19 protein-coding genes and 4 pseudogenes are annotated in these 22,186 nt (G+C 68.3%); 14 read left to right on the top strand and 9 right to left on the bottom strand.

Features of this window, described 5'->3' with window-relative positions:
- The first annotated feature begins 948 nt into the window (after nt 1-948).
- Nucleotides 949-1,758: an IS5 family transposase gene (locus ACWCQS_RS44285; RefSeq protein WP_351222047.1), complete on the top strand. Its 810-nt coding sequence runs from the start codon at nt 949-951 to the stop codon at nt 1,756-1,758.
- A gap of 514 nt (nt 1,759-2,272) precedes the next feature.
- Here ACWCQS_RS44285 and ACWCQS_RS44280 read toward each other — a convergent pair.
- Nucleotides 2,273-2,569 (bottom strand): hypothetical protein, encoded by a 297-nt coding sequence (locus ACWCQS_RS44280; RefSeq protein ID WP_351222023.1) that lies wholly within the window; start codon nt 2,567-2,569, stop codon nt 2,273-2,275.
- Nucleotides 2,570-2,601: 32 nt separating this feature from the next.
- Between ACWCQS_RS44280 and ACWCQS_RS44275 the strand changes: the two genes are divergently transcribed.
- On the top strand, nt 2,602-4,788 hold the full coding sequence (locus ACWCQS_RS44275; RefSeq protein ID WP_451009766.1) for a SpoIIE family protein phosphatase: 2,187 nt from the start codon (nt 2,602-2,604) through the stop codon (nt 4,786-4,788).
- 461 nt (nt 4,789-5,249) lie between these two features.
- On the opposite strand, the pseudogene ACWCQS_RS44270 reads toward ACWCQS_RS44275, so the two are convergent.
- A pseudogene (locus ACWCQS_RS44270) lies at nt 5,250-5,744 on the bottom strand (IS630 family transposase); the annotation flags it as partial.
- The gene (locus ACWCQS_RS44265; protein WP_451009765.1) at nt 5,702-6,196 is read right to left on the bottom strand and encodes an LLM class flavin-dependent oxidoreductase; all 495 of its coding nucleotides are present in this window, start codon (nt 6,194-6,196) and stop codon (nt 5,702-5,704) included. The gene ACWCQS_RS44265 and the pseudogene ACWCQS_RS44270, both read right to left, overlap by 43 nt.
- On the opposite strand from ACWCQS_RS44265, the gene ACWCQS_RS44260 reads away from it, so the two are divergent.
- Both ACWCQS_RS44260 and ACWCQS_RS44255 read left to right on the top strand, forming a co-directional pair.
- Nucleotides 6,136-6,333 carry a zinc-binding dehydrogenase gene (locus ACWCQS_RS44260; protein WP_451009772.1) on the top strand — a complete coding sequence of 66 codons (198 nt, stop codon included), beginning with the start codon at nt 6,136-6,138 and terminating at the stop codon, nt 6,331-6,333. The two genes, ACWCQS_RS44265 and ACWCQS_RS44260, sit on opposite strands and share 61 nt — an antisense overlap.
- 449 nt (nt 6,334-6,782) lie before the next feature.
- Nucleotides 6,783-7,361, top strand: a complete 579-nt coding sequence (locus ACWCQS_RS44255; RefSeq protein WP_351222020.1) for a TetR/AcrR family transcriptional regulator — start codon at nt 6,783-6,785, stop codon at nt 7,359-7,361.
- Between the two features lie 530 nt (nt 7,362-7,891).
- Here the strand turns inward: ACWCQS_RS44255 and ACWCQS_RS44250 are convergent.
- Nucleotides 7,892-8,629 (bottom strand): UxaA family hydrolase, encoded by a 738-nt coding sequence (locus ACWCQS_RS44250; RefSeq protein ID WP_451009771.1) that lies wholly within the window; start codon nt 8,627-8,629, stop codon nt 7,892-7,894.
- A gap of 131 nt (nt 8,630-8,760) precedes the next feature.
- A pseudogene (locus ACWCQS_RS44245) lies at nt 8,761-8,841 on the bottom strand (IS5/IS1182 family transposase); the annotation flags it as partial.
- Here ACWCQS_RS44245 and ACWCQS_RS44240 point away from each other — a divergent pair.
- Entirely contained in the window at nt 8,841-8,981 is a 141-nt protein-coding gene (locus ACWCQS_RS44240) for a heme-binding protein (protein ID WP_451009770.1), read from the top strand. The pseudogene ACWCQS_RS44245 and the gene ACWCQS_RS44240 overlap by 1 nt on opposite strands.
- Nucleotides 8,982-9,225: 244 nt before the next feature.
- On the opposite strand, the gene ACWCQS_RS44235 is transcribed toward ACWCQS_RS44240, so the two are convergent.
- A complete protein-coding gene (locus ACWCQS_RS44235) occupies nt 9,226-9,816 on the bottom strand; it encodes a TetR family transcriptional regulator (RefSeq protein ID WP_351222017.1) in 591 nt (196 codons plus the stop codon).
- A gap of 286 nt (nt 9,817-10,102) precedes the next feature.
- Between ACWCQS_RS44235 and ACWCQS_RS44230 the strand changes: the two genes are divergently transcribed.
- From ACWCQS_RS44230 to ACWCQS_RS44215, 4 genes and pseudogenes are all read left to right on the top strand, one after another.
- Complete coding sequence (locus tag ACWCQS_RS44230) at nt 10,103-11,056, top strand: SDR family NAD(P)-dependent oxidoreductase (RefSeq protein WP_351222016.1); 954 nt, start codon at nt 10,103-10,105, stop codon at nt 11,054-11,056.
- A gap of 163 nt (nt 11,057-11,219) precedes the next feature.
- Complete coding sequence (locus ACWCQS_RS44225; RefSeq protein WP_351222015.1) at nt 11,220-12,038, top strand: SDR family NAD(P)-dependent oxidoreductase; 819 nt, start codon at nt 11,220-11,222, stop codon at nt 12,036-12,038.
- 163 nt (nt 12,039-12,201) lie between these two features.
- Nucleotides 12,202-12,957 carry an SDR family oxidoreductase gene (locus ACWCQS_RS44220; RefSeq protein WP_351222014.1) on the top strand — a complete coding sequence of 252 codons (756 nt, stop codon included), beginning with the start codon at nt 12,202-12,204 and terminating at the stop codon, nt 12,955-12,957.
- A gap of 238 nt (nt 12,958-13,195) precedes the next feature.
- A pseudogene (locus tag ACWCQS_RS44215) lies at nt 13,196-13,324 on the top strand (IS630 family transposase); the annotation flags it as partial.
- A gap of 11 nt (nt 13,325-13,335) precedes the next feature.
- Here the strand turns inward: ACWCQS_RS44215 and ACWCQS_RS44210 are convergent.
- The gene (locus tag ACWCQS_RS44210; protein ID WP_351222013.1) at nt 13,336-14,028 is read right to left on the bottom strand and encodes a transposase family protein; all 693 of its coding nucleotides are present in this window, start codon (nt 14,026-14,028) and stop codon (nt 13,336-13,338) included.
- Nucleotides 14,029-14,236: 208 nt separating this feature from the next.
- Between ACWCQS_RS44210 and ACWCQS_RS44205 the strand changes: the two genes are divergently transcribed.
- Together ACWCQS_RS44205 and ACWCQS_RS44200 are read left to right on the top strand one after the other, a co-directional pair.
- On the top strand, nt 14,237-15,439 hold the full coding sequence (locus tag ACWCQS_RS44205; protein ID WP_451009764.1) for an IS110 family transposase: 1,203 nt from the start codon (nt 14,237-14,239) through the stop codon (nt 15,437-15,439).
- 385 nt (nt 15,440-15,824) lie between these two features.
- Nucleotides 15,825-17,039 carry an IS110 family transposase gene (locus tag ACWCQS_RS44200; protein WP_451009763.1) on the top strand — a complete coding sequence of 405 codons (1,215 nt, stop codon included), beginning with the start codon at nt 15,825-15,827 and terminating at the stop codon, nt 17,037-17,039.
- 292 nt (nt 17,040-17,331) lie between these two features.
- On the opposite strand, the gene ACWCQS_RS44195 is transcribed toward ACWCQS_RS44200, so the two are convergent.
- Nucleotides 17,332-18,219 carry a helix-turn-helix transcriptional regulator gene (locus tag ACWCQS_RS44195; RefSeq protein WP_351222010.1) on the bottom strand — a complete coding sequence of 296 codons (888 nt, stop codon included), beginning with the start codon at nt 18,217-18,219 and terminating at the stop codon, nt 17,332-17,334.
- Between the two features lie 134 nt (nt 18,220-18,353).
- Here ACWCQS_RS44195 and ACWCQS_RS44190 point away from each other — a divergent pair, with 134 nt between their 5' ends.
- Nucleotides 18,354-19,277 carry an SDR family NAD(P)-dependent oxidoreductase gene (locus ACWCQS_RS44190; protein WP_351222009.1) on the top strand — a complete coding sequence of 308 codons (924 nt, stop codon included), beginning with the start codon at nt 18,354-18,356 and terminating at the stop codon, nt 19,275-19,277.
- Between the two features lie 69 nt (nt 19,278-19,346).
- A complete protein-coding gene (locus tag ACWCQS_RS44185; protein ID WP_351222008.1) occupies nt 19,347-20,225 on the top strand; it encodes an NAD(P)-dependent oxidoreductase in 879 nt (292 codons plus the stop codon).
- Nucleotides 20,226-20,418: 193 nt separating this feature from the next.
- On the opposite strand, the pseudogene ACWCQS_RS44180 reads toward ACWCQS_RS44185, so the two are convergent.
- A pseudogene (locus ACWCQS_RS44180) lies at nt 20,419-20,790 on the bottom strand (transposase); the annotation flags it as partial.
- A 302-nt stretch (nt 20,791-21,092) separates the two neighbouring features.
- Between ACWCQS_RS44180 and ACWCQS_RS44175 the strand changes: the two are divergent.
- On the top strand, nt 21,093-21,710 hold the full coding sequence (locus ACWCQS_RS44175) for a helicase associated domain-containing protein (protein ID WP_351222007.1): 618 nt from the start codon (nt 21,093-21,095) through the stop codon (nt 21,708-21,710).
- The last annotated feature ends 476 nt before the right edge of the window (nt 21,711-22,186 follow it).

The raw sequence follows: 22,186 nt of genomic DNA, 5'->3' as shown, positions 1-22,186 counted from the left end.
CCTGACTGGACCTTCGTCTTCTCCTTGCTGTTCGTCAGGCATGTCCAGGATGGCCTCTCGGGTGTAGTGAGGGCTCCCTGGGGGTGGGGCCGCCCCAGGGGCCATGAGTTCGGCGAGGAGCCTGCTCAGGTCGTCCGTGGACAGCGCCAGGCCCAGGGTCTGCACGATGCGCAGAGCGCAGTCCCGGATGGACTGAGCGCTCTTCTCGGGCGCTGCCGTGCTCCTGATCTCGTCACACACTCGGCTGAACTGCTCAGCGCTGATCGTTGGCCGACTAACCGGTTGCGCCATGGTGCGCTCCTCCTGGAAGAACGGGCCGTTCCACCCGCTCTTCCAGAAAGCGCTGAGCGCACACCAACGGCAACTGGAGAGCCAGCGCGCAGACGCTCGACCAAAGCCGCATTAGGAGATCACCTGCACGCACTTGTTCGTCGCTGCCTGATCATGCCACTCGACCAGCGCCAGCTCTCCCTGTGGAACGTGGGCCTTGGTGGCCGGGGGCGTTGTCTCCTGCGTGGGCGACCCTGAGGCCGGGGCTGGCGGGGTAGCAGTGATCGTTGCGGTGGTAGTCGCAGTAACGGTTGCCGTGACCGTAACTGCAGGCTGAGGCGCCGATTCCCCACACCCGACCACCAGGAGTGCCGCGACGCAGATTTCAACAGCGGTCAGTGCACCTGCCAGACGTCGAGGTCTGAGAGGGCGTTTATGCAGGTCAAGCCCTAAATGCAGCTCTCGCTCCTGCCCTACTCTGAGGGCCTTCACCCCATGGGCGGCGAATGGCGGTCTCCAGGGCGGAGGCTCGGCCATCCATCTCGTTCGCTTCCATGCCTGGAAGTCCGTCTGGTTTGAACTTGCCGTGGAATCGCCCAATGAACGACGGAACCGAGCCCTCCGCCTCGCACGTGGTCACGCTACGCCGCGAGCGAGCGCAAGCCGTACCCCAGCGACCTGTCCGACGCCCGATGGGCCCTGATCGAGCCGACGTTGACGGCCTGGAGAAAGGCCCGACTCGACCGCAGACCAACCGGACAGCCGGCCAAGGTCGATTTACGGGACGTCTTCAACGCCATCCTCTACGTGAACCGCACCGGAATCCCCTGGAAATACCTCCCGCACGACTTCCCGAACCACGGCACCGTTTACGCCTACTACGCCGCCTGGCGCGACGAAGGAATCTTCGCCCAGCTCAACTACGACCTGACCGGACTGGCGCGAGTGAAAGAGGGGCGCAAGCCCGAGCCGACCGCATCCGTGATCGACACGCAGAGCGTGAAGACTTCCACCAACGTGCCCGTGACCAGCCAGGGAACGGACGCCGCGAAGAAAATCGTGGGCCGTAAGCGAGGCATCCTCACCGACACGATCGGACTCATCCTCGCCGTGACCGTCACCGCCGCCGGCCTCTCGGAGAACGCCCTGGGAACCCGCCTCCTCGACCAGGCGAAGGAGACGTACCCGACCATCTCGAAGAGCTGGGTCGACACCGGCTTCAAGAATGCCGTCGTCGAGCACGGCGCCACCCTCGGAATCGACGTCGAAGTCGTCAACCGGAATCCGAAGAGCCGCGGCTTTCAGGTCGTGAAAGGGCGCTGGGTGGTGGAGCGGAGTATCGGTTGGATCATGATGCACCGCCGCTTCGCCCGCGACTACGAGACCCTCACCGCCAGCTCCGAGGCCATGATCCACATCGCCTCGATCGACAACCTCGCCAGGCGCATAACGGACGAGACGACACCCACCTGGCGAGGAACGTACTAGGACGTAAAAGGCAATCTGCTCACTTCAAACGCCCTCTGAGAGCGAGCCAGCGAGTCATGAGCGCCTTCCATGGGGCGAGGGAGCCGGGCTATGCGCGACCCATGAAAAGCGCAGGTGATGTGGCGCAGGGAGGAATCCTAGGGCAGAGATTCGCCGGATGTGGCGCTCGGGTGATGGTTCTGTGATGACTGGGCAGTCGCCGGATCAGGCTGGGAACTACGGGCGTGACAAGCAGGTTTTCCATGAGGGTCACGTAGCGCTCCAGGTCCTCAGCCCAGCCGGGGATCACGAGGTCTTGGACCGTGCTCAGAGCAATCGCAGACTCGCCAAGCCTCCCTGCCGGTGCAATGCCTGCGACGCGAGGCGATGCGGCCGATCCGCTGGGCGTAGCCGCCCTACGGGCAAGCAGCGGTGCCGGCCAGGGTGTTCCTGGCCAGCCCTGCTGCCGCCAAAATTTCAGCCGAAGTCGAGCGTGCCCGGCGGCGGGGCCGGAGCTGAAGTGGTCGCGCGCGTATCACCCCCTTGCTGCGTAGCGTGCCAGCACCACCGTCGCCCCGATCGCCACTTCGGTAGCGTCGACGTCCCCGGCCTCGGCCGGCTCGGCGGCCTGTGCCTCGACGGCGGCCGCGCGTTCGGCGACGGCGTGCAGTGCCCGATGGCCTGTGTGCTCGTCCTCGATCACGCTGGACAGCAGGCCCTCCACCGCGAGGATCCACTCACGCGTCCGCTCGGCGCGCGGGACGGCCCGCGCCCACTGGACCGCTAGGCGCAGCGTCGAGAGAGGCCCTTGTCGGCCGGGGTGGCCAGCCATGCCCGGGCGGCGGCCGGATCGGTGTCGGCGATGTGCGCGAGGAACGGGGCGGCTGGCCCCCGTCCGCCAGCCGCTTGGTCCGGCGTCATCCGTCGCCCCTTCTTCGCGGGCGGCCGTCGACCTTTCCCGCCGGTTCCCTGCCGTCGTCACTCGACGTATGCGACCAAACACACCCTTTATCAAAGATCACGCAGCAAAATGCGCGAAAATTACCGAAGAGAGCTGTTTTGCCATGTGCCAGGGGGCCACAGATGGACGCCTCGGACGAACTCCTTCGAAGTGCTGACCCGGCGGCTCTTGTGACGCTGGACGGTGTCATCAACGGTCTCAACGCTGCGATGGCCACGGCGCTGGGTAGGCCGGCGGAGCAGTGCCTGGGACGTGGCTTCGGTGATCTGTGGCCCGCAAGTCAGCGGATGTCGGCCGAGAGTCTCGTGGTGGCCGCCGCCAGGACAAGGACGGTCGCGATGCGGGTGCTGGAGTTCCCCGGGCCGGGCGGAGCGTCCGTTGCCTGCTTGATCGAGGCGCGGCAGGTGAAGGATCCCGCCGGTGACGAGCAGCTGGTCTGGGTGCACGCACTGGATGCGCGAAACGACCTGGCCAGCCTGCTGATCCCGTTCCGGCTGGCCACCGAGGCCGCCGACCTCGGACTGTGGATGTATTCGTCCTATGACCACAGTATGGAATGGCTCGGTGGCGCACCCGCCCTGGCCGCACTCTTGCCGGTTCCCACTACGTTGCTTTCCAGTGTGATCTCGGCAGTGCATCCCGACGACCGGGAGGCCTTCCGGCAGCTCCTGCGCCCGCCCCCCGACCAGTCCCCCTGGGTGAGTGTGCGGTACCTCACCCAGCACGAGGGCTGGCACCAACTGGCCGCCCAGACCCGTCGGATCCAGTTGGGGTATGGCGGCCCCGAGCGGATCTTCGGGGTGGTCCGCGACGACACCAAGCAGGAGAAGCGCAAGAAGAAGGCGCGGGCCGCGCTGACTGCCGAGCGGCAGCGCGCCAAGGACATCGCCGACTTCTCCTCCGCCTTGATCACTGCGGCCACGGAGCAGGAGCTGCGACAGGTCGTCCTGACCCGGCTCGCCGCGACCTTCGGCGCAAGCGGTGCCCTGCTCGCACTCGTCGACGAAGGCCGCCTGCGCGTCTCCACCGATGCCGGGATAGGCATGTGGGAGGCCGAGGCCCTGCACGGGATGCCGCTGGACCAACCGAGCGCGCTACCCGAGGCCATCCGCAGCGGCAAGCCGCAGTTCATCCCCGACCAGGAGGAGTACATCCGCCGCTGGCCGCATGGGGTCCTCTTGCCGTGGTTCGCCCGGCTCGGCTTCGACTACACCATCTCCATCACCCCCCTCAGCGAGACCGGCAACCAACCCCTCGGGGCGTGGCAGATGACCTATCGAAGCGGACACCGGCCGTCCCTGGAGGAGCAGACCCTCATGGGCACGCTGGCCGACCTGGCAGGCCAGGCACTGAGGCGCATCAGGTTGCAACAGGCCCGAGTCGAGCTGGCCACCGCGCTGCAGAAGACCATGCTCCCCACGCTGCCCGCCCACCTCCCGGGTCTGGAGGTCGCCGCCCGCTACCGGCCCAGCCGGGACGGGCTGGATATCGGCGGAGACTGGTACGACGCCTTCATGATGCCCGACGGCGCCATCGGAATAGAGATCGGCGATGCCCAAGGGCACGACGTGGACGCCGCCGCCTTCATGGGACAGGTGCGCTTGTCCATGCGCGCGATCGCCGCCCACGAACCGGATCCGGCAACCGTGCTGACGCGCACCAATGAGCTGCTCGTCACGATGGATGCGGCACGATTCGCCAGCTGCACCATGCTGCATCTCGACCCGCGCGACGGACGGGTCACCGGCGCCAGCGCCGGCCATGTGCCGTTGCTGTGCGCGCGCGAGGACGGCAGCCACAGCGTCCGCGAGCTGCCGGGCGGGCCGGTCCTGGGAGTCGTGCCCGACACCGAGTATCGCGAGGAGACCTTCACCCTGGACGAGGGCAGTGCCCTGGTCATGGTCACCGACGGCGTGGTCGAAGGACCGGGCCTGACGTTGGAAGCCGGACTGGAGCGAGCCGGAACAGTGGCCGGCGCGGCCCTTTATGACGGACTGAAGGCCGAGGAGACCGCCGACCGCATCCTCGACGCCGCGGTCGCGGTAGACCACCTCGACGACGTGGCCGTGCTGGTCATCCAACGCACATGACGGCGCCCGCGTCCCCACACCCTCTATACGGCCCCCCAAGCCAGCCGCGGAAGGACCCTCCGGCCCCACTCACCCAGAGCCCCAGTTTGGAAGACCGCGTATGCGGATGCGGCCTGACCTGGGACATGGCCGACCTGCCGCTCTGTGGCGTGGCGCCCGTGATTCGCCGCCAGTCCCCGTGATTTCCCGCCCTATCGGGCACGCGAGGGGCACACAATGGCGCTGTCTCCGCCAGGCCTCGCTGTCATGGCGACGGGCTCGCGCGGTCGCTCTGCCCTGGACTTGCAGCACGGCGCCGAGCAGAACGAGCCCAAGGGCCGCAGTGGTCAGAGCCGCCTGCGTCCCGCTGGCCCAACCGACAAAGAGGGCCAGGGCAACGTCTTGGGCCGGTGGGCTGGCCAACGCCACGCTCCTCAAGGCCCTGTGAATCACCAGCATGGTGATCGCACCGCGCACGGCATCTAGTGTCCTGCGCCGGAGATCCGTCGGCAGAAGCGGGCGAGTGAGTCGAGGATTTCTTCGGCGGTCTTGGTCCAGATGAACGGCTTGGGGTCTTCGTTCCAGGCTTTGACCCATGCCCGGATGTCGGCTTCCAGGGCGTGGATGGTCTTGTGTGCGCCGCGGCGGATCATCTGGTGGGCGAGGTAGCCGAACCACCGCTCGACCTGGTTGATCCACGAGGAGCCGGTCAGGGTGAAGTGCAGCTCGAACCGCGGGTGTTTGGCCAGCCAGGCCTTGATCGCCGGTGTCTTGTGGGTGCCGTAGTTATCGACGATCAGGTGGATCTGCAGGTGAGCGGGCACCTCTTTGTCGATCCGGATCAGGAACTTCTTGAACTCCACGGCCCGGTGCCGGCGGTGCAGGGCCGTGATGACTTCACCCGTGGCGACATCGAACGCGGCGAACAGCGTGGTCAGGCCGTTGCGCACGTAGTCGTGGGTGCGCCGCTCGGGCATGTGCGATAGGTCGCGATGGCGATGTGCGCCGCGGCGGGGTTGAGGAATGCCGCGAACGTGTATGGCAGGCCCAGGCGAGCGGCGACGACCGCACTGGCGGGGCTGGAGCCGAGGATCCATGTCTGCGGCCGACCGGCGACGCCGTCGAAGAACGGCACCTGCGCGAACGGGTGGCCGTCTTCGAAGCCGTCGAACCAGTGCAGTAGTTCGACGACCTTGTCGTCGTAGGGCTCGGGCGTGGCGACCGCCTGGCGGGAACTCTGCAGCGCGAGGTCGAGCAGCGGACCGGCCGTGGCTCGGCCGAGACCGAGGTCGATCCGCCCCGGGAACATGGCGTTCAACTGGACGAAGGTCTCGGCGACCCGGTACGGGCTGCGCTGGTTGAGTTCGTCTGGTCCACGTCCGCGGCGATGCCCCCCACGAGTCCACCGACCAGTGGCGGCAGCGCGCATCCCAGGTGATGCAGTGGGTCAGCGACGGCACACTCGACGTCCTGATCGACCGGACGTACCCCTTGGAGGACGCCGCCCAAACGCACAGTGACCTCGAATCCCAGGGGACCGTGGGCAAGCTGCTGCTCATTCCGTGACATGACGGCCGGTGGCCGGGCGGGCCCGGATGTCGATTGCATGTTCGACATCCGGTCATGGTTCGAGGGTTGCGCTTTGATCGGTTCGGTCGGTTGTCGAAGACGGTCCGGGACCGGGGCGGTGAAACTGTGGGTGAGGTCGTCCGCGGCAGCGGCCGCCGGCCGAGCAGGTGCTGCCGGCGGCCGTCCACTACCGCACCACACTCATCCATGCGGCAGCCCGCCCCGCCGTTTGGTGCCTCCCCACCCACCCTGTGCCGGCATGCCCAGTTCGGGCGGGGGCCGGGGCGCCACATACGACGACAGCCACGCCGTCCCGCTGGACGTCACTAGCGGCGCCACGCTGGGGAGTTGCGCGAGGTATCGGGTCACATCGAGAACCTGCGTCCGGAGGTCACCCACGTGACGAGCGGGACGGTCGCGGCCATGTTCCGGCCAGGGAGGCAGCAGTGACGGACCAGCCGTTCCCCCTCAGCGAGATCGTGGCGTCGCAGCGCCCGCACCGCAGGGACGCCGCACGCAACTACGACGCCCTGCTGGCCGCCGCGCGCGAGGCGTTCGCCAAGAACGGCGCCGAGGCCTCTCTGGAAGACATCGCCCGTTGTGCGGGCGTCGGCATCGGCACGCTCTACCGGAACTTCCCCACCCGCCGCCATCTCTTCGAGAGCGTCTACGCGGACGAGGTGAACGCCCTGTGCCGGATGGCGCAGGACGTCGCCGCGCTGGAACCGTGGGAGGCGTTGACCTCGTGGCTGCGCCGGTTCGTGGACTACAGAGTGACCCAGCGGGCCATCCGCGACGCGCTCAGCAACGAGTCGGAGGTCTTCCTGGCCTGCCAGGACTCGATGTACCAGGCGGGCGGCCCGCTGCTCGAGCGGGCGCAGAAGGCCGGGCAGGCGCGTACGGACATGGGCTTCGACGACCTGCTGCGGATGGTCGCCGGGATCACCGCCACCAACTTCCTCGATGACGCCCAGCGCGACCGCGTCCTCGCCATCGCTTTCGACGGCGTCCACGCCGCGCAATGACGCGGCCACACAGGTCGGCGCCCCCGCGATTGCGGTCCGGGTCGGCAACTGGAGCGAGCCCGGCGCCGTCCCAGGCTGACGTCGGGGTCAGGGGCCGGACACCCGGCGGTCGCGGAGGCCGCCGCAGACGCCCAACGCACTGGGCCGGTATCTGTGCGCCCGCAGGGAACTGCTCGAGCCCGATGAAGGGCGCCGGGGTTGCCGCCCATGTGTGGCGGGGCATGGTTTCCCAGCAGGCGACACGACGGATCTGAGGGGGCGCCGTGGCGCCTTCGACCCTGCAGCGGTCGAGCTGCGACCAAGGCTCGCGGCGCTGTCGCGTGACACGCGGCTGGTCCTGGTGCCCTTCGCCTGCATCGCCGAACTAATACGCCGGGCGGGAGACGGCGCCCCGCACTGCGGCGCTGCCGAGGACGTCCCTGAACAGTGTTGAAGCGGGCCGTTCGCGGCCAGGAGCGCGGAGGCGTTCGTCGCTGCCGTTGCCCGAGACGTCACAGCCGGGGCCGGGGACATGGTACCGGACCAAGTCGTTATGAGGCTGATCCTTTGGAGTGGACACCCTGACAATGGATCTTGATGGTCCAGGGAGGGATGTCCAGGTGGGACGCCAGTCTCCGTATCCGGAGGAGTTCAGGAAGTGAGGTTGATCCCCGGGAGTGAACACCGGGTTTCATGCGACGAGTGAGCGTCTCGACCCCCGCGTCGTCGCCCGCGAGGAGATTCTCCGGCTGATTCACCTCGCAGCCGAGACTGATCACGAGGGCCGCGGCGACTTTGGCATGTCCGAGGTGACCGCGCAGAGTCCGCCGCAGGATGTCGTCCCCCAAAGTGCCCTTTCCCATGCCGCAGCCGAGGTCGTGCGGGAGCGCGATGATGCCGTCGAGGCCCGGTGTCCCCTTGTGCAGGTCGTCGGCCCGCCGCGCGATCATCCCGGCCACTGTGGCGGAGCAGTTTACGGTCGGGACGACGACGATGTAGTTCCGGGTCGCCGCGCGGCCGTCCACACGGCGGTATCCGAGGAAATGGTCTCGGGTGGGAGCCGCACCGAGAGGTCGCGTACGCGTCGGCGATGTACTCGCTCGTGGTTCCTCCCACCGGCCGATTCCCAGGTTGTGCACGTGGACGTGCCTGCCAGCGGGGATGTCGGCCAGCGCCACGCCGATGATTTCGCCGTACTTGCGGACAGGAGCGCCCATGGGAATGTCCCGCAGCGCGACCTTGTGGCCGGCGGTGATGTCCTCGACGGCCGATACCGTGCCGTCGGCCACCTCGATGGGCGTTCCCCGTGATATGTCCCCGAGGAGCAATCCGATGTCATCCAGGCCGGGGCGGGGCACGAGCGGCCGGGCGACGGCCGCTGTTCCCGGCCACAGCGGATCACGGCGATCATTGAGGTCTTTCAGCGTTGCCGCTCCAGGGTGAGGACCGCTGCTGCGATTGACGTCGTTCGATTCGGGCTGCAACCCCGGAGCGGTCTCCATCCAGGGCTTCAACATCCTCCCCGGAGGTCTGCCCATCTCCCTCGACGGTGGCGTTGTCGCCGGGATCGGCGTCTCCGGGTCCCCCACGGGCGACATCGACGCCTCCTGCGCCGCCGACGGCATCAAGGCCATCTCCTGACACACCACAGCGCGGACGCCGCCCGGCCCGAAACCGAGCGGGCAGCGTCCGCGCGTGACGTCGCACCTGGCGGCGTCGGCAGCGCGGCGAGAAACGTTCGATCTGTCGGATCGAACGCAGGCCTGGCTCCACAGAACTGGCGTTGCGGGGCCGGAGCGGTCGTCGGGCTCGGTGGCGTCCCGACGGTGAGGTTGCCCTCCTTGCGGACTGTCGGGTGCGGGGGTGTTTCGGTGTGGAGATGGCGTTACGCCGCAGTGCCCTTCGGTTTGCTGATGCGGCGCGCGGCCTCGACCACTGCAGCACGGTGCGTGGCCAGTCGTTCGTCCGACCAGGTCTGGTTGCCGCTGGTGTCCGCGCCGTCACCTTCGGCGGCCAGGAACCAGGCCTGGGCGACCGCGAGCACCATGGTGAGTAGGTCCTCGGGCGCCATGCCCTGGGCTACGTCGCCGCGCTGCTGCGCGGCGCCCACCTCGGCACTTTTCTGTCGAAATGCCTCAGGTTCCAGTGAAGCGGCGGTGGGGCGTTCCAGCTGTTTCCATAGTCGAAGGCGCATCAGTTCCGGCCGTTCGACCAGGTGGTCGAAGATGGCGCCGGCGTAACCGGGCAGGTCGTCGACGTCGAACGGCACCGACTCGGCTCCCTCGGCCATGGCTCGTTGCAGCACCTCGTCGAAGAGCTGTTCCTTGTTCCCGAAGTAGACGTAGATGAGCCGCTTGTTCGCTCCGGCACTCTCGGCAATCCGATCCACCCGAGCACCGGCGATGCCGTAAGCGGCGAATTCGGCGAAGGCGGCGTCGAGCAGGCGCGCCCGGGTGAGGCTGGAGTCCCGTGGCATGCCTTCAGTCTAGCAAGTAACTATCTAGTTATTGACAAAGGTGGGCGACGGTCCCTACGGTCTGGGTATCTATCCAGTTAGTTATGGAGGAGATGGACGGCAGAACGCGAGGTTTCTGCAGGTAGGGCGCGCGGGCGGTCCCCGTCGGCTCGCTTGCCTCCCGTCTGACCGATCCATCCGAGCAGCGGCGCGACCGCTACGAACACCCACCCTCGCCGAGGTGTCGCATCAGCGCGGCAAGTGAGCCGCCCCGGTGGTCCTCGGCCCTTCCCGACAGGAGAACCCCATGTCCACAGCGCAGACGTTCGGAGCGACCACGAGGGCCGCCGAGGTCATCGACGGTGTCGATCTGCACGGCCGTCGGGCCGTCGTGACCGGCGCGAGTTCCGGCATCGGAGTGGAGACCGTTCGCGCACTCGCCACGGCTGGTGCTGACGTCACCCTGGCCGTCCGAGACGCTGACGCGGGCGCCGCGGTGGCGGCCCGCATCGCGGCGGACCTGCCCGACGGTGCGGGGAAGCTGTCCGTCGGTCGGCTTGAACTGTCCGACCGCAGCTCGATCGCGCAGTTCGTCGCGGACTGGGACGGCCCGCTGCACATCCTGGTCAACAACGCGGGCGTGATGTCCCCGCCGCAGATCACCCGGACGCCCGAGGGCCGGGAATGGCAGTTCGGCGTCAACCACCTGGGCCACTTCGCGCTCGCCACCGGCCTGCACCCGGCGCTCGCCGCCGCGGGCGACGCCCGCATCGTCGCGGTGAGCTCCATCGGCCACCAGTTCTCGCCGGTCGTCTTCGACGACCTCGACTACCGCTACCGCCCCTACGACCCGTGGACCTCATACGGGCAGTCCAAGACCGCCGTGACCCTCTTCGCCGTCGAGGCCGCCAAGCGGTGGGCCGGCGACGGCATCACCGCCAACGCGGTGATGCCGGGCAACGTCGGCGACACCGGACTGGCCCGGAACACGGACATGGAGGCCGTGGCGGGCCTGCTCGCCGCCGGCGAGCTCGCCTTCCCGCCCGGCAAGACGGTCGAACAGGGCGCCGCGACCTCGGTTCTGATGGCCGCCTCACCGACCGTGGCCGGGGTCACCGGCCGCTACTACGAGGACTGTGCGGAGGCGCGGCCCGTCACGGAGCGCGGCACCAACGTCGCCGGCGTCGCGCCGTACGCCCTGGACCCGGACAACGCAGCACGCCTGTGGACGGTGTCCGAGCACTTCATCCAAGAGCGGTGACATCCGCCGCACCTCTCCCCGGCGCGCCGGTGTCCGCACCGGCCGCGCCCGCGACAGGCAGAGCTGTTCCTCGGGCCTGCGGGCCCCAGGAACAGCCGCGGGGGGATTCGACCCGGGCGGCACAGCCCGCCCGGACCATCAAACATGGATATGCAGAGACATCATGAGCAAGGTCTGGTTCATCACCGGTACGTCGCGCGGCTTGGGCCGTGCCTTCGCCGAGGCCGCGCTGGAACGCGGCGACAAGGTCGCAGCGACGGCCAGGAACATCGACTCGCTGGCGGACCTCGTCGGTAAGTACGGCGCCGATCGGGTACTGCCGCTGGCGCTGGACGTCACGGACAAGGCAGCCGTCACCGCCGCCGTGACCGCCGCCGTCGAGACGTTCGACCGTCTCGACATCGTCGTCAACAACGCAGGTTATGGCCTGTTCGGCATGGTCGAGGAGATCACCGAGCAGCAGTTGCGCGACCAACTGGAGACCAACCTGTTCGGCGCGTTCTGGGTGACCCAGGCCGTGCTGCCGACCCTGCGCGAACAGGGCAGCGGCCACATCGTGCAGGTGTCCTCGGCCGGAGGTGTCGCCGCGTTCCCTTCGCTGGGCGGTTACCACGCCTCCAAGTGGGCGCTCGAAGGCTTCAGCGAGTCCCTCGCCCAGGAGGTCGCAGGCCTCGGCATCCACGTCACCATCGTCGAGCCCGGCGGCTTCACCACCGACTGGGCCGGTTCCTCCGCGACGCACGCCGCACAGCTTTCCGCCTACGACCAGATCCGCGCGGCCATCGCAACCCGACTCGGCGACGCCCGCTACAGCGACCCTGCCGACGCGGCAGCCGCCCTGCTGCAGGTCGTCGACGCCGACAACCCGCCGCTGCGGGTGTTCTTCGGCACGGAGCCCCTCGAGATCGTCGAGCCGCTGTACGCACAGCGGCTCAAGACCTGGGCCGACTGGCAGCACATCTCACGCATCGCACAGGGCTGACCGGCCACCCACCAGTCAGCGCCCACCAGCCCGCGCCGCAGACGTCGCGCCCGGCACACCAGCCACGCAGCAACTCCCTTCCTTCTTGCCACCCCGAGCCCCTCTCAGGGCCACGAAGCAGTCGCACCATCATCCACACGCGTCCCGGAAAGGCACGATTCCCATGACCGATCTGACGGGAAAGACCGCAGTGATCACAGGCTCCGCACGAGGCATCGGCCGGGCCATCGCCCTGCGCTACGCCAGCCTCGGCGCGAACATCGTGGTCAACTACTCCTCCGACAAGGACTCGGCACAGGCCACCGCCGCCGAGATCGAGAATCTCGGCCGGCAGGCCATCACCGTCCAGGCGGACGTGTCCTCCGTCGCCGACATCCGGCAACTCTTCGACGAGGCCGTCGCACGGTTCGGGCAGATCGACATCGCCGTCGCCAACGCAGGCGTCGAGAAGATCGGCATCGACTTCGTCGACATCACCGAAGAGGACTTCGACCGGCTGTTCACCATCAACACCAAGGGAGCCTTCTTCACGCTCCAGGCCGCCGCCCGCACCGTCGCGGACAACGGCAGGATCATCTACGTCGGGTCGAGCACCACTGCGGTGCCGGTGGCCCGCGAAGGCCTCTACGGCTCGAGCAAGACCGCCCCGTGCTACGCCGTGGGAGTCCTGGCACAAGAGCTGGCAGACCGGGGCGTGACCGTCAACTCGGTCCTTCCAACAGCCATCGAGGCCGCGGGCGTCTTCACGGCGTTCGACCCCGACCACCCGGTGCGCAAGTTCGTCGCCCAGTCCGGCCGCATCGGCCGCCGGATGGGCTCCGTCGACGACGTCGCGGACGCCGCCGAGTACTTCGCATCCGACCTGACGGCATGGGTCAGCGGACAGAGCCTCCTGGTCACCGGCGGCACGTTCCAGTAGCCCCAAAAGGCTCGGAAGCGCGCTGATCTGCTCCGAGGCAGCCCCGGCACAGTCGGCAGGGGCGGGCCGTGCCTGCGGTCAGCCGATCGCAGGCACGCACCGATCAAGGCAGGCGCAGGATTGCGCCATGCACTGCGGATCGTCATCGACCCATGGGCACGCCAGCGCCAACGCCTACTGATCTCTTCGGGTTGTTGTCGGGAGTGATGTGTGCTGATCCCTGCGGTAGGCCGGTGGCATGCGGTACGCACAGGGCGGTGGGCTGACCGCGCAGCGCCGGCGGTTTCGGGAGCGGATCCCGTACGAGGCCGGCGAGCGGTTTGTGCGCGGCGAGAGAACCTCGGTGATCGCGACGGATCTGCTGGTCAGGGAGCTCTTTCAGCGGTGCCGCTCCAGGGTGAGGACGGCCGCGGCGATGGACGTCATTCGATTCGGGCTGCACCGGGACCTGCGGAAGATCCGCCACGACTTCAGTCGTGCGATGCCACGCTCGACCGGCGCCCGTGCTGTGGACAGCGCTCGGTTGACGGATTGCTGGGTCGGTGTGAGGTCGCGTCCCGGTGGGCGTCTGAGGGGCGTCGTCACCCAGGGGCCGGCTCCCATGTAGGCGCGGTCGGCAAGGATGGGAACGCCCTGTCGTTCGCAGATCCGGATGATCCGATGGGCGCGGGCCGCGGTGAGATCGTGTGCGCGGCCGGGCAGCGTCGGCGAGATCCACAGCAACTGGCCGACCGGGTCGGTCACCACCTGCACGTTTACCCCGTGTCGGCGGTGCTTGTGGGAGAAATCGGCCCGGCTGTCGCCGACCCGGTCGCACTCCGCGAGGGTGCCGTCGAGGAGGACGTAGTCCGGGTTAGCCTCGCGCAGGGCGCGCAGCAGACCGGGTGCGCGGTCGGCGAGCAGGTCGACGACGGCTGTCGTGTAGGCGTGGGCGGTGCCGACGGAGATGCCGAACCCGGCAGCGAGCTGGGCGAGGGTGTCGTGTCGGCGCAGGTATACCAGGCCGACCAGGGCACGCTGGTGCGGTGGGAGCTTGCAGCGGCGGTCACCCTCACGGGTGACGATGAGCATGGTGACCCCTTAAGAATGGTGGCGGTCCGGGAGGACTGGGTGTAGCTGATGGTGACCTGCCGTTGATGGCTCCGAGTGAGTGGCTGCCCGGTCCTCCGGGACGCTCCGGCTGCTGATTGAGAACTGCGGTCATCGCTGGTTAAGGGCTTGGCGGCGGAGTGTTCCCGGACCCTGAAGGTGCTGCTTCCTGGGGAACGGAGCGACGACGGTGACTGAACGTCATGAGCAAGTATGGATCGGCATCGACGCGGGCAAGGCCCATCACTGGGCTGTCGGAGTCAACGCCACCGGAGAGAAGGTGCTTTCAAGGAAGGTCGTCAATGGCGAAGACGAGATCCTGGACCTGATCGTCGCAGCATGCGAGATGGCCAACGAGGTTCGATGGGCGGTCGACATCTGCGGCCGGGCCTCAACCTTGCTGCTTGCATTGTTGATCGCCAACGGCCAAAGCGTGGTGTACGTGCCTGGACGCACGGTCAACCGCATGTCCGGCGCCTACCGCGGCGAAGGGAAGACCGACGCCAAGGACGCCCTGGTCATCGCCGACACCGCGCGCATGCGCCGGGACTTCGCATTCCTGAGCCTGCCGAACGAGACCGTGGCTGATCTCCAGTTACTCACCGCGCATCGAGCCGATCTGATCGCCGACCGGGTGCGACTGATCAACCGCCTGCGCGATGCCCTGGTTGGCATCTGCCCCGCTCTGGAGCGGGCCTTCGACTACTCAGCGGCCAGGGGACCGGTCGTCATGCTGACTGAGTACCAGACCCCGGCCGCCCTGCAACGAGCCGGCGTCAGGCAGCTCGCGGACTGGCTGGCACGACGTGCGGTCCGTGGTGCAGACGAGGTCGCTGCCCGTGCGCTCGAAGCTGCCCAATCCCAGGTGACAGCTCTGCCGGGCGAAAAGCGAGCCGTCAAACTCGTGAGCGACCTCGCCCACCAGCTCCTCATGCTCGACGAACTGATCAAAGACACCGACCGGGAGATCCGCGAGGCGTTCCGCCTCGACGAGCGCGCCGAAGTGATCGAATCCCTGCCGGGCATGGGGCCCGTCCTCGGGGCCGAGCTTCTCGCCATCGTCGGAGACCTGTCCAGCTACGCAGACGCCGGCCGGCTGGCCGCTCACGCGGGACTGGCCCCGGTGCCGCGCGACTCCGGCCGCCGGACCGGCAACCACCACCGGCCCAAGCGCTACCACCGCCGTCTGCGGCACGTCTTCTACATGGCCGCCCAAACCGCCATGATGCGCCCCGGCCCATCCCGGAACTATTACCTCAAAAAGCGCGCCGAAGGACTGATCCACACTCAGGCGCTGCTCGCCCTAGCACGCCGCCGAGTCGACGTCCTCTGGGCCATGCTCCGTGACAGGAGGCACTTCACGCTCACCCCACCAGCCACCCAATCGGCTTGACACCATCATTGAGACTCACTCGACCAAGGCGTGGGGCAGGTCGAGTGCGGCAGAATACGGAACCAACGCGGCTCCTGTGCCGGTGGGTTGAGACTTCGAACACCTCCCCCAACGGCACAGGAGCCTCGTGCGTTGCGGGCATCGATCCCGTCACCCGATCCATACCTTTCTTCGTGGGCTGATCCGGGTCACTCGTACGATCAGGACACCCAGGGGTGCTGGGTATGGCTGTCACCCGATAGCCGTGGTTGTGGCTTCCACTGATTGGCCGCCCAGCACCCCGCGACGACTCGGCCGCTGATTGGGATACGCGAACTGAATCGCTCGTATGGATGCGTCGGCGAGGTCGTCTGCTGGGCACACCCCCACGACGAAGGAGGACCGGGTGCCGCAACTGTGGGCGGGGACGGACGCGGGCAAGGCCGAGCACCACTGCACGGCACTCGATGCTGAGGGGAGGAAGCTCCTCTCCCGTCGAGTCCAGAACGACGAGGCAGACCTGTTGCAACTACTGGGCGACGTCCTGGATTTGGCCGATGGCGGTCCGGTGACCTGGGCGGTAGACCTCAACGCGGGCGGAGCTGCCTTATGGATCACTCTGCTGGTCAGCCATGGGCAGCAGCTGGTCTACATCCCCGGACGCACCATCCATCACGCCTCTGCCGCCTACAAAGGCGACGGGAAGAGCGATGCGAAGGACGGCTTCGTCATCGCTGACCAGGCCAGGATGCGCCGCGACCTCCACCCCCTGGCCGAGACCAGTGAGATCGCGGTCGACCTGAAGATCCTCACCGCCCGCCGCATGGACCTGTCCGCCGACCGCACCCGCGCGATCAACCGGCTCCGCGCGCAGATACTGGAATACTTCCCTGCCCTGGAGCGGGCCTTCGACTACAGCACATCCAAGACGGCCCTCATCCTGCTGACCGGCTACCAGACGCCGGCCGCACTGCGGCGAATCGGCCGGAGTCGCCTGGCGGCCTGGCTCAAGAACCACGGCGTCCGTGTGAGCAGCTACGCCAAGAGCGCCGCCGACGCCGCGGTCACCGCCGCCGAGGCCCAGCACACCGCCGTCCCCGGAGAGAAGACCAGCGCAAAGATAGTCCACACCCTGGCCAGGGAGATGATGGCCCTCGACCAGGAGATCGCGGAACTCGAGGCCCTGATCGAGAGCCGGTTTCGTGAGCATCCCGATGCGACAGTGATCACAAGCATGCCCGGCATCGGCACCACGCTCGGCGCCGAGTTCATCGCCGCCACCGGCGGTGACATGACGGCTTTCGGCAGTCCCGACCGCCTCGCCGGCGTCGCCGGCCTCGCGCCCATCCCCCGCGACTCGGGAAAGGTCAGCGGCAACCTGCGCCGCCCGCGCCGCTACAGCCGGCGCCTGCTGCGGATGTTCTACCTCTCCGCACAGGTCGCAGCCACCCACTGCCCGGAGTCCAAAGCGTTCTACCAGCGCAAACGAGACGAAGGGAAGACCCACAAGCAGGCCGTGCTCGCGCTCGCCCGCCGACGCCTGAACGTTCTGTGGGCGCTGATACGCGACCACCGCACCTTCGAAACCGTCGCGCCTCGACCCACTTCCATGGCCGCATGAACCAGACACACAGCGACTTGACATCGTGATTGGGAATCAGTGGCCACGCTGAAAGAGCTCATTGTTCACGTCATCGACCGTAGGACGTCGACGCCGTCCAAGGGAAACACGGTTATCTACGGGGAATCATCCGGAATACGAAATGCCCCGTGCGGTCCTGGAGCCGGGTCGCGTATCCGGGTCGATGAGCACCGAGTGGCAATCCCGCCCGAGTGCATGTTGCATCCCGGTCTCGCGGGTCCGATTGCCGGAGGGATGCATACACCGGCAGAGACACCCGGGAGCGGCCCTGTCAGGGCATGGTGCGCCCAGGCCCTCGGGTCCCGTCGGTTGCGGCCCCTGTACCGCTGACATGGTCAGGGGCGTTCATGCTGGCGAGCAGGCGCAGGCATTCCTCGGAGGGGCTGCCCTGCTGCGCGTGGTAGGTGACCAGCGTTTGCCCATCAGTGCCCGGGACCAGCAGCTTTTCGTAGTGCAGTTCCAGAGCGCCTACCTGCGGGTGCTGGAGGAGGCTGGTGCCGGTGGTCTTGTGCTTGACATCCTGCCGGGCCCAGAGAGTGCGGAAGCGCTCGCTGCGCAGGGAGAGCTCTCCGACGATCTCGACAAGACGCGGGTCTTCGATGTCCGCGCCGACGACCGAGCGCAGGTACGGGACGACCCGGGCGGTCATGTCCTCCCAGTCCCGGTGGAGTTCCCGCATCTCCCGCTCGAGGAACGCGGCCAGAATGCCGTTGCGCCCGGGCGCGTTGAACGGTGAGAGCACGATGGCGAGGCTATTGGCGGCCAGGACGTCCATGTACTTGCCGTGGACGTACGCCGGGGTGAGTGGCCAGGAGTCGATGAGCGCGCGGATGCCGTCGCCGACCTTTTCGGGCTTGCGGGGACGCTTGCGCCGGGGGCTCTTGCGTGTGGCGATCTCCAAAAGGTAGGTCGTCGCCTCCTCGTCCAGCTGCAGGGCGCGGGCGATGCTGCGCAGGACCTGCTCCGAGGGGTTCTTGTCGCGGCCCTGCTCCAAGCGGTTGTAGTAATCGGAGCTGATCCCCGCGAGGAAGGCGACCTCCTCGCGCCGCAGCCCCGGGACGCGCCGGTGACCCTGATCCCAGGCCTCGTCGGGCCGGACCAGCTCCCTGCGGGCGCGCAGATACCGGCCCAGTGCGTTGGCGTCTGCGGCGGCTGTCATCGTTCCAGCTTACGAGCGCGCTCCGGGCTCGTGAGTGGCCCTGTCAGTCCCAGTCTCAGCCCGTCCTGGTGCGTCCCACGGCGTTCGGCGCAGGCTGAGGGTGCACGTTCGGAACGACCGGAGGAATGCTTCACATGTCTCAGCTCTTCACGACCCCGTACGACCGCGACAGCACCGCCTCGGAGGTGATCGAAGGCGTGGACCTGTCAGGCAGGCGGGCGATCGTCACGGGGGCCGGCTCGGGCATCGGCGTGGAGACCGCCCGCGCTCTGGCGGCCAACGGCGCCGAGGTCACGCTCGCCGTCCGCCGTCCGGAGGCCGGCGAGCGGGTCGCGGCCGACCTGCGCAGGGCCACCGGGAACGAGGCAATCCATGTCGCGCGCCTGGACGTGGCCGACCTGGAGTCGGTGCGGGCGTTCACGGCCGCCTGGCAGGGTCCGCTGCACATCCTGATCAACAACGCCGGCATCATGATGCCGCCGGAGCTCGAGCGGGGCATCGGCGGCCACGAGCAGCAGTTCGCCACCAACTACCTGGGGCACTTCGCCCTGGCCCTGGGGCTGCACCGCGCCCTCGCCGACGGCGACGGCGCGCGCCTGGTCTCGGTCTCCTCAAGCGGCCATCTCTTCTCCCCCGTCGTCTTCGACGACATCGACTTCCGCTTCCGCCCGTACGACGCGCTCGCCGCCTACGGCCAGTCCAAGACTGCCGATGTCCTCCTGGCCGTCGAGGCGCAGCGCCGCTGGTCCGGCGACGGCATCACGGCCAATTCTCTGCACCCCGGTGCGATCGCCACCAACCTCCAGCGCCACACCGGGGGTCTGCGGGCCCCCGAGCCCTACCGCAAGACGATCGGGCAGGGCGCCGCAACCACCGTGTTCCTCGCCGCTTCCCCGCTGGTCGAAGGCGTCGGCGGCCGTTACTTCGAGGACGTCAACGAGGCGCCCGTCGTCCTCGCCCGGCCCACCGAATTCGGCGTCCCCGGCGTGGCCGCCTATGCGCTGGACCCGGAGAACGCCCAGCGCCTCTGGGAGCTGGCGAGCGACATCGTCCGCTGAGCACCACGGGATCCCCCCACCCCCCCCGTGCCTCACCTGAACCATTGAAAACAACGAAAGAAGTGAGTGATGACGGCGACAATAAGCAGGGTCGGTTTCATCGGTCTCGGTGACCAGGGTGGCCCGATGGCGGAAGCCATCGGCGAGCATGGCTTCGAGCTGCACGTGTGGGCGCGGCGTTCCGCCTCCTTGGCGGCGGTGGAGAGGGTCCCGCACACCGTTCACGGCAGCGTGGCGGATCTGGGGGCGTCCGCCGAGCTGATCGGGCTGTGTCTGCGCGACGACGCGGACATCTGGGAAATTTTGGACGGTCAGGGGTTGCTGGCCGCGATCGCCCCCGGAACGATCATCGTCAACCACGGCACCGGCGACCCCGCCGAGGCGGTCCGTATCGCCGAACACGTGGCGCGGGCCGGAGGTGGCTACCTCGACGCGCCCGTCAGCGGCGGCAGCCCCGGCGCCCGCGCCCGCACCCTCACCACCTTCACCGGAGGAACCCAGGACGTGTTCGACAGGGCCCGACCGGTGTTCGACACGTTCAGCGGCACCGTCACGCTGATGGGCCCTGTCGGCGCCGGGCAGTTCACCAAGCTGTTCAACAACGCGCTGACCATCACCAACATGAAGAACGCCGAGGACGTCCTCGGTCTGGCGTCGCGGGTCGGCCTGAACCTCCCCGCCCTGATCGACGTGATCAACACCAGCAGCGGCGGCAGCTCGGCGCTGCGAGCCCTCGGCGGCGACATCACCCCGGAGCTGGCCGAGCACGTTCACCTGCTCATGGAGAAGGACATGCACCACTTCGCCGACGCCGTGCGCGGCGCGGGCGGAGACGACCCCTCCGAGGTGCTCGAGCGCGGCCTGGCCGGTGCCGCCGGCCTTGTCGGCGCCGCCCGCCTGGTCGCCCGCGCCCGGGAGGCCGCGGTACCCGAGCCGGGCGTGGCGTGACCCGCCCGGCCGTTGCAACTCCGCGCCCTGCACTCCGCGGTCGAGGATCCGACCGCCCGTCCCGGGGCAGGCTCCGGCCAAGCCCACCCGGGTCGGCCGTGATCGTCAATGCCGACATACGGATGGGGGCATCGCCGCTGTCGGCCCAGACCAGCCGCAGTTTCCGGAAGCCTTCCCGCAGGACGGGGAGTATCGTCGCGTCGGCCTCCTGGTCGGTCGTGGAAGCCGGCGTGACCAGCACCGTCAGCAGCAGCCCGAGGCAGTCCACGATCAGGTGGCGCTTGCGCCCGTTGATTTTCTTGCCGCCGTCGAAGCCGCGTGAGTCGTTCCTGACGGTGGCGTCGGCCTTCACCGACTGCAAGTCCACCACGGCCGCGGTCGGCTCGGTGTTCCGGCCTTCCGTTTTCCTTACCGGGTCACGTAGCCGGTCGTGGAGCTCGCGGATCAGACGGTTGTCCCGCCAGCGGCGGAAGAACGCGTACACGCGTTTCCAGGGCGGGAAGTCCGCGGGCAGGTTCCGCCACTTCACGCCGTTGTCGACCAGGCACCGGATCGCGCCGAGCATCTGGCGGTGGCAGTAGCACTCGGGGCGTGCCCTTGTCGAAATTCTCATCCGTGCACGTCAGGCCGGGGCCTGTACGGTCTTCGGTGTAACTCTCGATCAAGGAAGTAGCACCTGATGAGCGACGTGACTGCCTCTGTCGAGGCGGTTGAAGAGGTTCGGCCGGAAGCATGCAAACCACCCCAGGTTGGCTGTCGCTGCCTTACCGCACTCTCGGCGGTCTACAGCGAGATCTGCTGGCCGCGCTTCTCACGCCGCGGCCTTGCTCACCGCAAGCCCGCCGCTGCCGTCACCCCCATGAAAAGTTGAGACCTCACACCTGGGCGAAGAATCAGCGGACCGCCGGACGGCTCGCGGATGCCATCGCGCAGCGGCGCGAGGCGGGGCTGCCGGTCGGTTCCACCGCTGGCGCGCTGTCAGAGGAGCGCCGCGATGCGCTGGAGGCGATCGACGCGTCCTGGTGCCCGGCCTGGCCGGTGGCTTGGCAGCGCTGCTACCGGCCGTGCCGCAGGCTCATCGAGGCAGGCCAGGCACTGCCCGCTCCGGGGCAGGGCACCGTCCAGGGCGAGGACCTGGGCGCGTGGGTCCAGGCGCAGCGCCTGGGCTGGGATGGGCTGCTGCCCGCGCAGGTCTGGATGCTGGAGAACATGCTCCACCTGGAGCCGGCAGAGCCTGACGAGGCGCCTTCGGCGCCCCGTACGCGGGCGGACAAGTGGGCGGTCAGCATTCGGGCCGCGAGGCAGTTCCACGCCCGCGAGGGAAGCCTCCAGGCTGGCAGGGGGCACGTTGAGCGGCTCGCTGAGCCCGACGGGTCGGTGACAGAGGTCAAGCTGGGCCTGTTCGTGGACAACGCCCGCCGCCGGGCCGACAAACTCGGCGCGGAACGGCGTGCGGAACTCGACGCTCTCGGTATGCGCTGGTAGCCGCGGCAGCATGGGTAATAGGCTGGGCCGGGACCTCCGTAGGGAACCCGCCCGGCCCCTGTGCGCCTCCGTGAGCGGCTCACTGGCACGAGGCGACACCCCCCCGGCCCCGTCGCTGACACGAGGCGCCACACGGCTGACACCGCCCGGCTGGGGCGCTGCTGGCGGCGAAGGTGGGCGAGATCCGTTTCGCCTCGGGGGTGGGCGGGCCGGCGCCGACGTGCGACACCGAAGCCCGCCGGACAGGCACGCGTCAACATGACCTGTCGGGTGTTCCCCCTGTCACGGCATGGTTCGCGGCCAGTAGCGTTCTTCAGGGGTCCTGCTGTCGCTCTCGCCACAGTAGTTCTGACGGATCGTCTGTCGGCGACGGCTGAAAAGTGGTTCTGGATCACATTTGGTGCCAGAGCCACGGAGGGTCACCAGCTCGACGATCATGAGCGGTCGTGACCCACGACCCGCTCCAGGACCTCTGG

Source organism: Streptomyces sp. NPDC002076, from assembly GCF_053593835.1.
Note: the sequence above shows the minus strand (reverse complement) of the source record. Positions and strands in the feature narration are given on the sequence as shown.

Coding starts and splice junctions, on each gene's coding strand:
- ACWCQS_RS44280 (WP_351222023.1), bottom strand. CDS start 2,569: ATGGCTGGCCACCCCGGCCGACAAGGGCCTCTCTCGACGCTGCGCCTA.
- ACWCQS_RS44265 (WP_451009765.1), bottom strand. CDS start 6,196: ATGCGCGCTGCCGCCACTGGTCGGTGGACTCGTGGGGGGCATCGCCGC.
- ACWCQS_RS44235 (WP_351222017.1), bottom strand. CDS start 9,816: ATGCCACGGGACTCCAGCCTCACCCGGGCGCGCCTGCTCGACGCCGCC.
- ACWCQS_RS44230 (WP_351222016.1), top strand. CDS start 10,103: ATGTCCACAGCGCAGACGTTCGGAGCGACCACGAGGGCCGCCGAGGTC.
- ACWCQS_RS44225 (WP_351222015.1), top strand. CDS start 11,220: ATGAGCAAGGTCTGGTTCATCACCGGTACGTCGCGCGGCTTGGGCCGT.
- ACWCQS_RS44220 (WP_351222014.1), top strand. CDS start 12,202: ATGACCGATCTGACGGGAAAGACCGCAGTGATCACAGGCTCCGCACGA.
- ACWCQS_RS44210 (WP_351222013.1), bottom strand. CDS start 14,028: ATGCTCATCGTCACCCGTGAGGGTGACCGCCGCTGCAAGCTCCCACCG.
- ACWCQS_RS44195 (WP_351222010.1), bottom strand. CDS start 18,219: ATGACAGCCGCCGCAGACGCCAACGCACTGGGCCGGTATCTGCGCGCC.
- ACWCQS_RS44190 (WP_351222009.1), top strand. CDS start 18,354: ATGTCTCAGCTCTTCACGACCCCGTACGACCGCGACAGCACCGCCTCG.
- ACWCQS_RS44185 (WP_351222008.1), top strand. CDS start 19,347: ATGACGGCGACAATAAGCAGGGTCGGTTTCATCGGTCTCGGTGACCAG.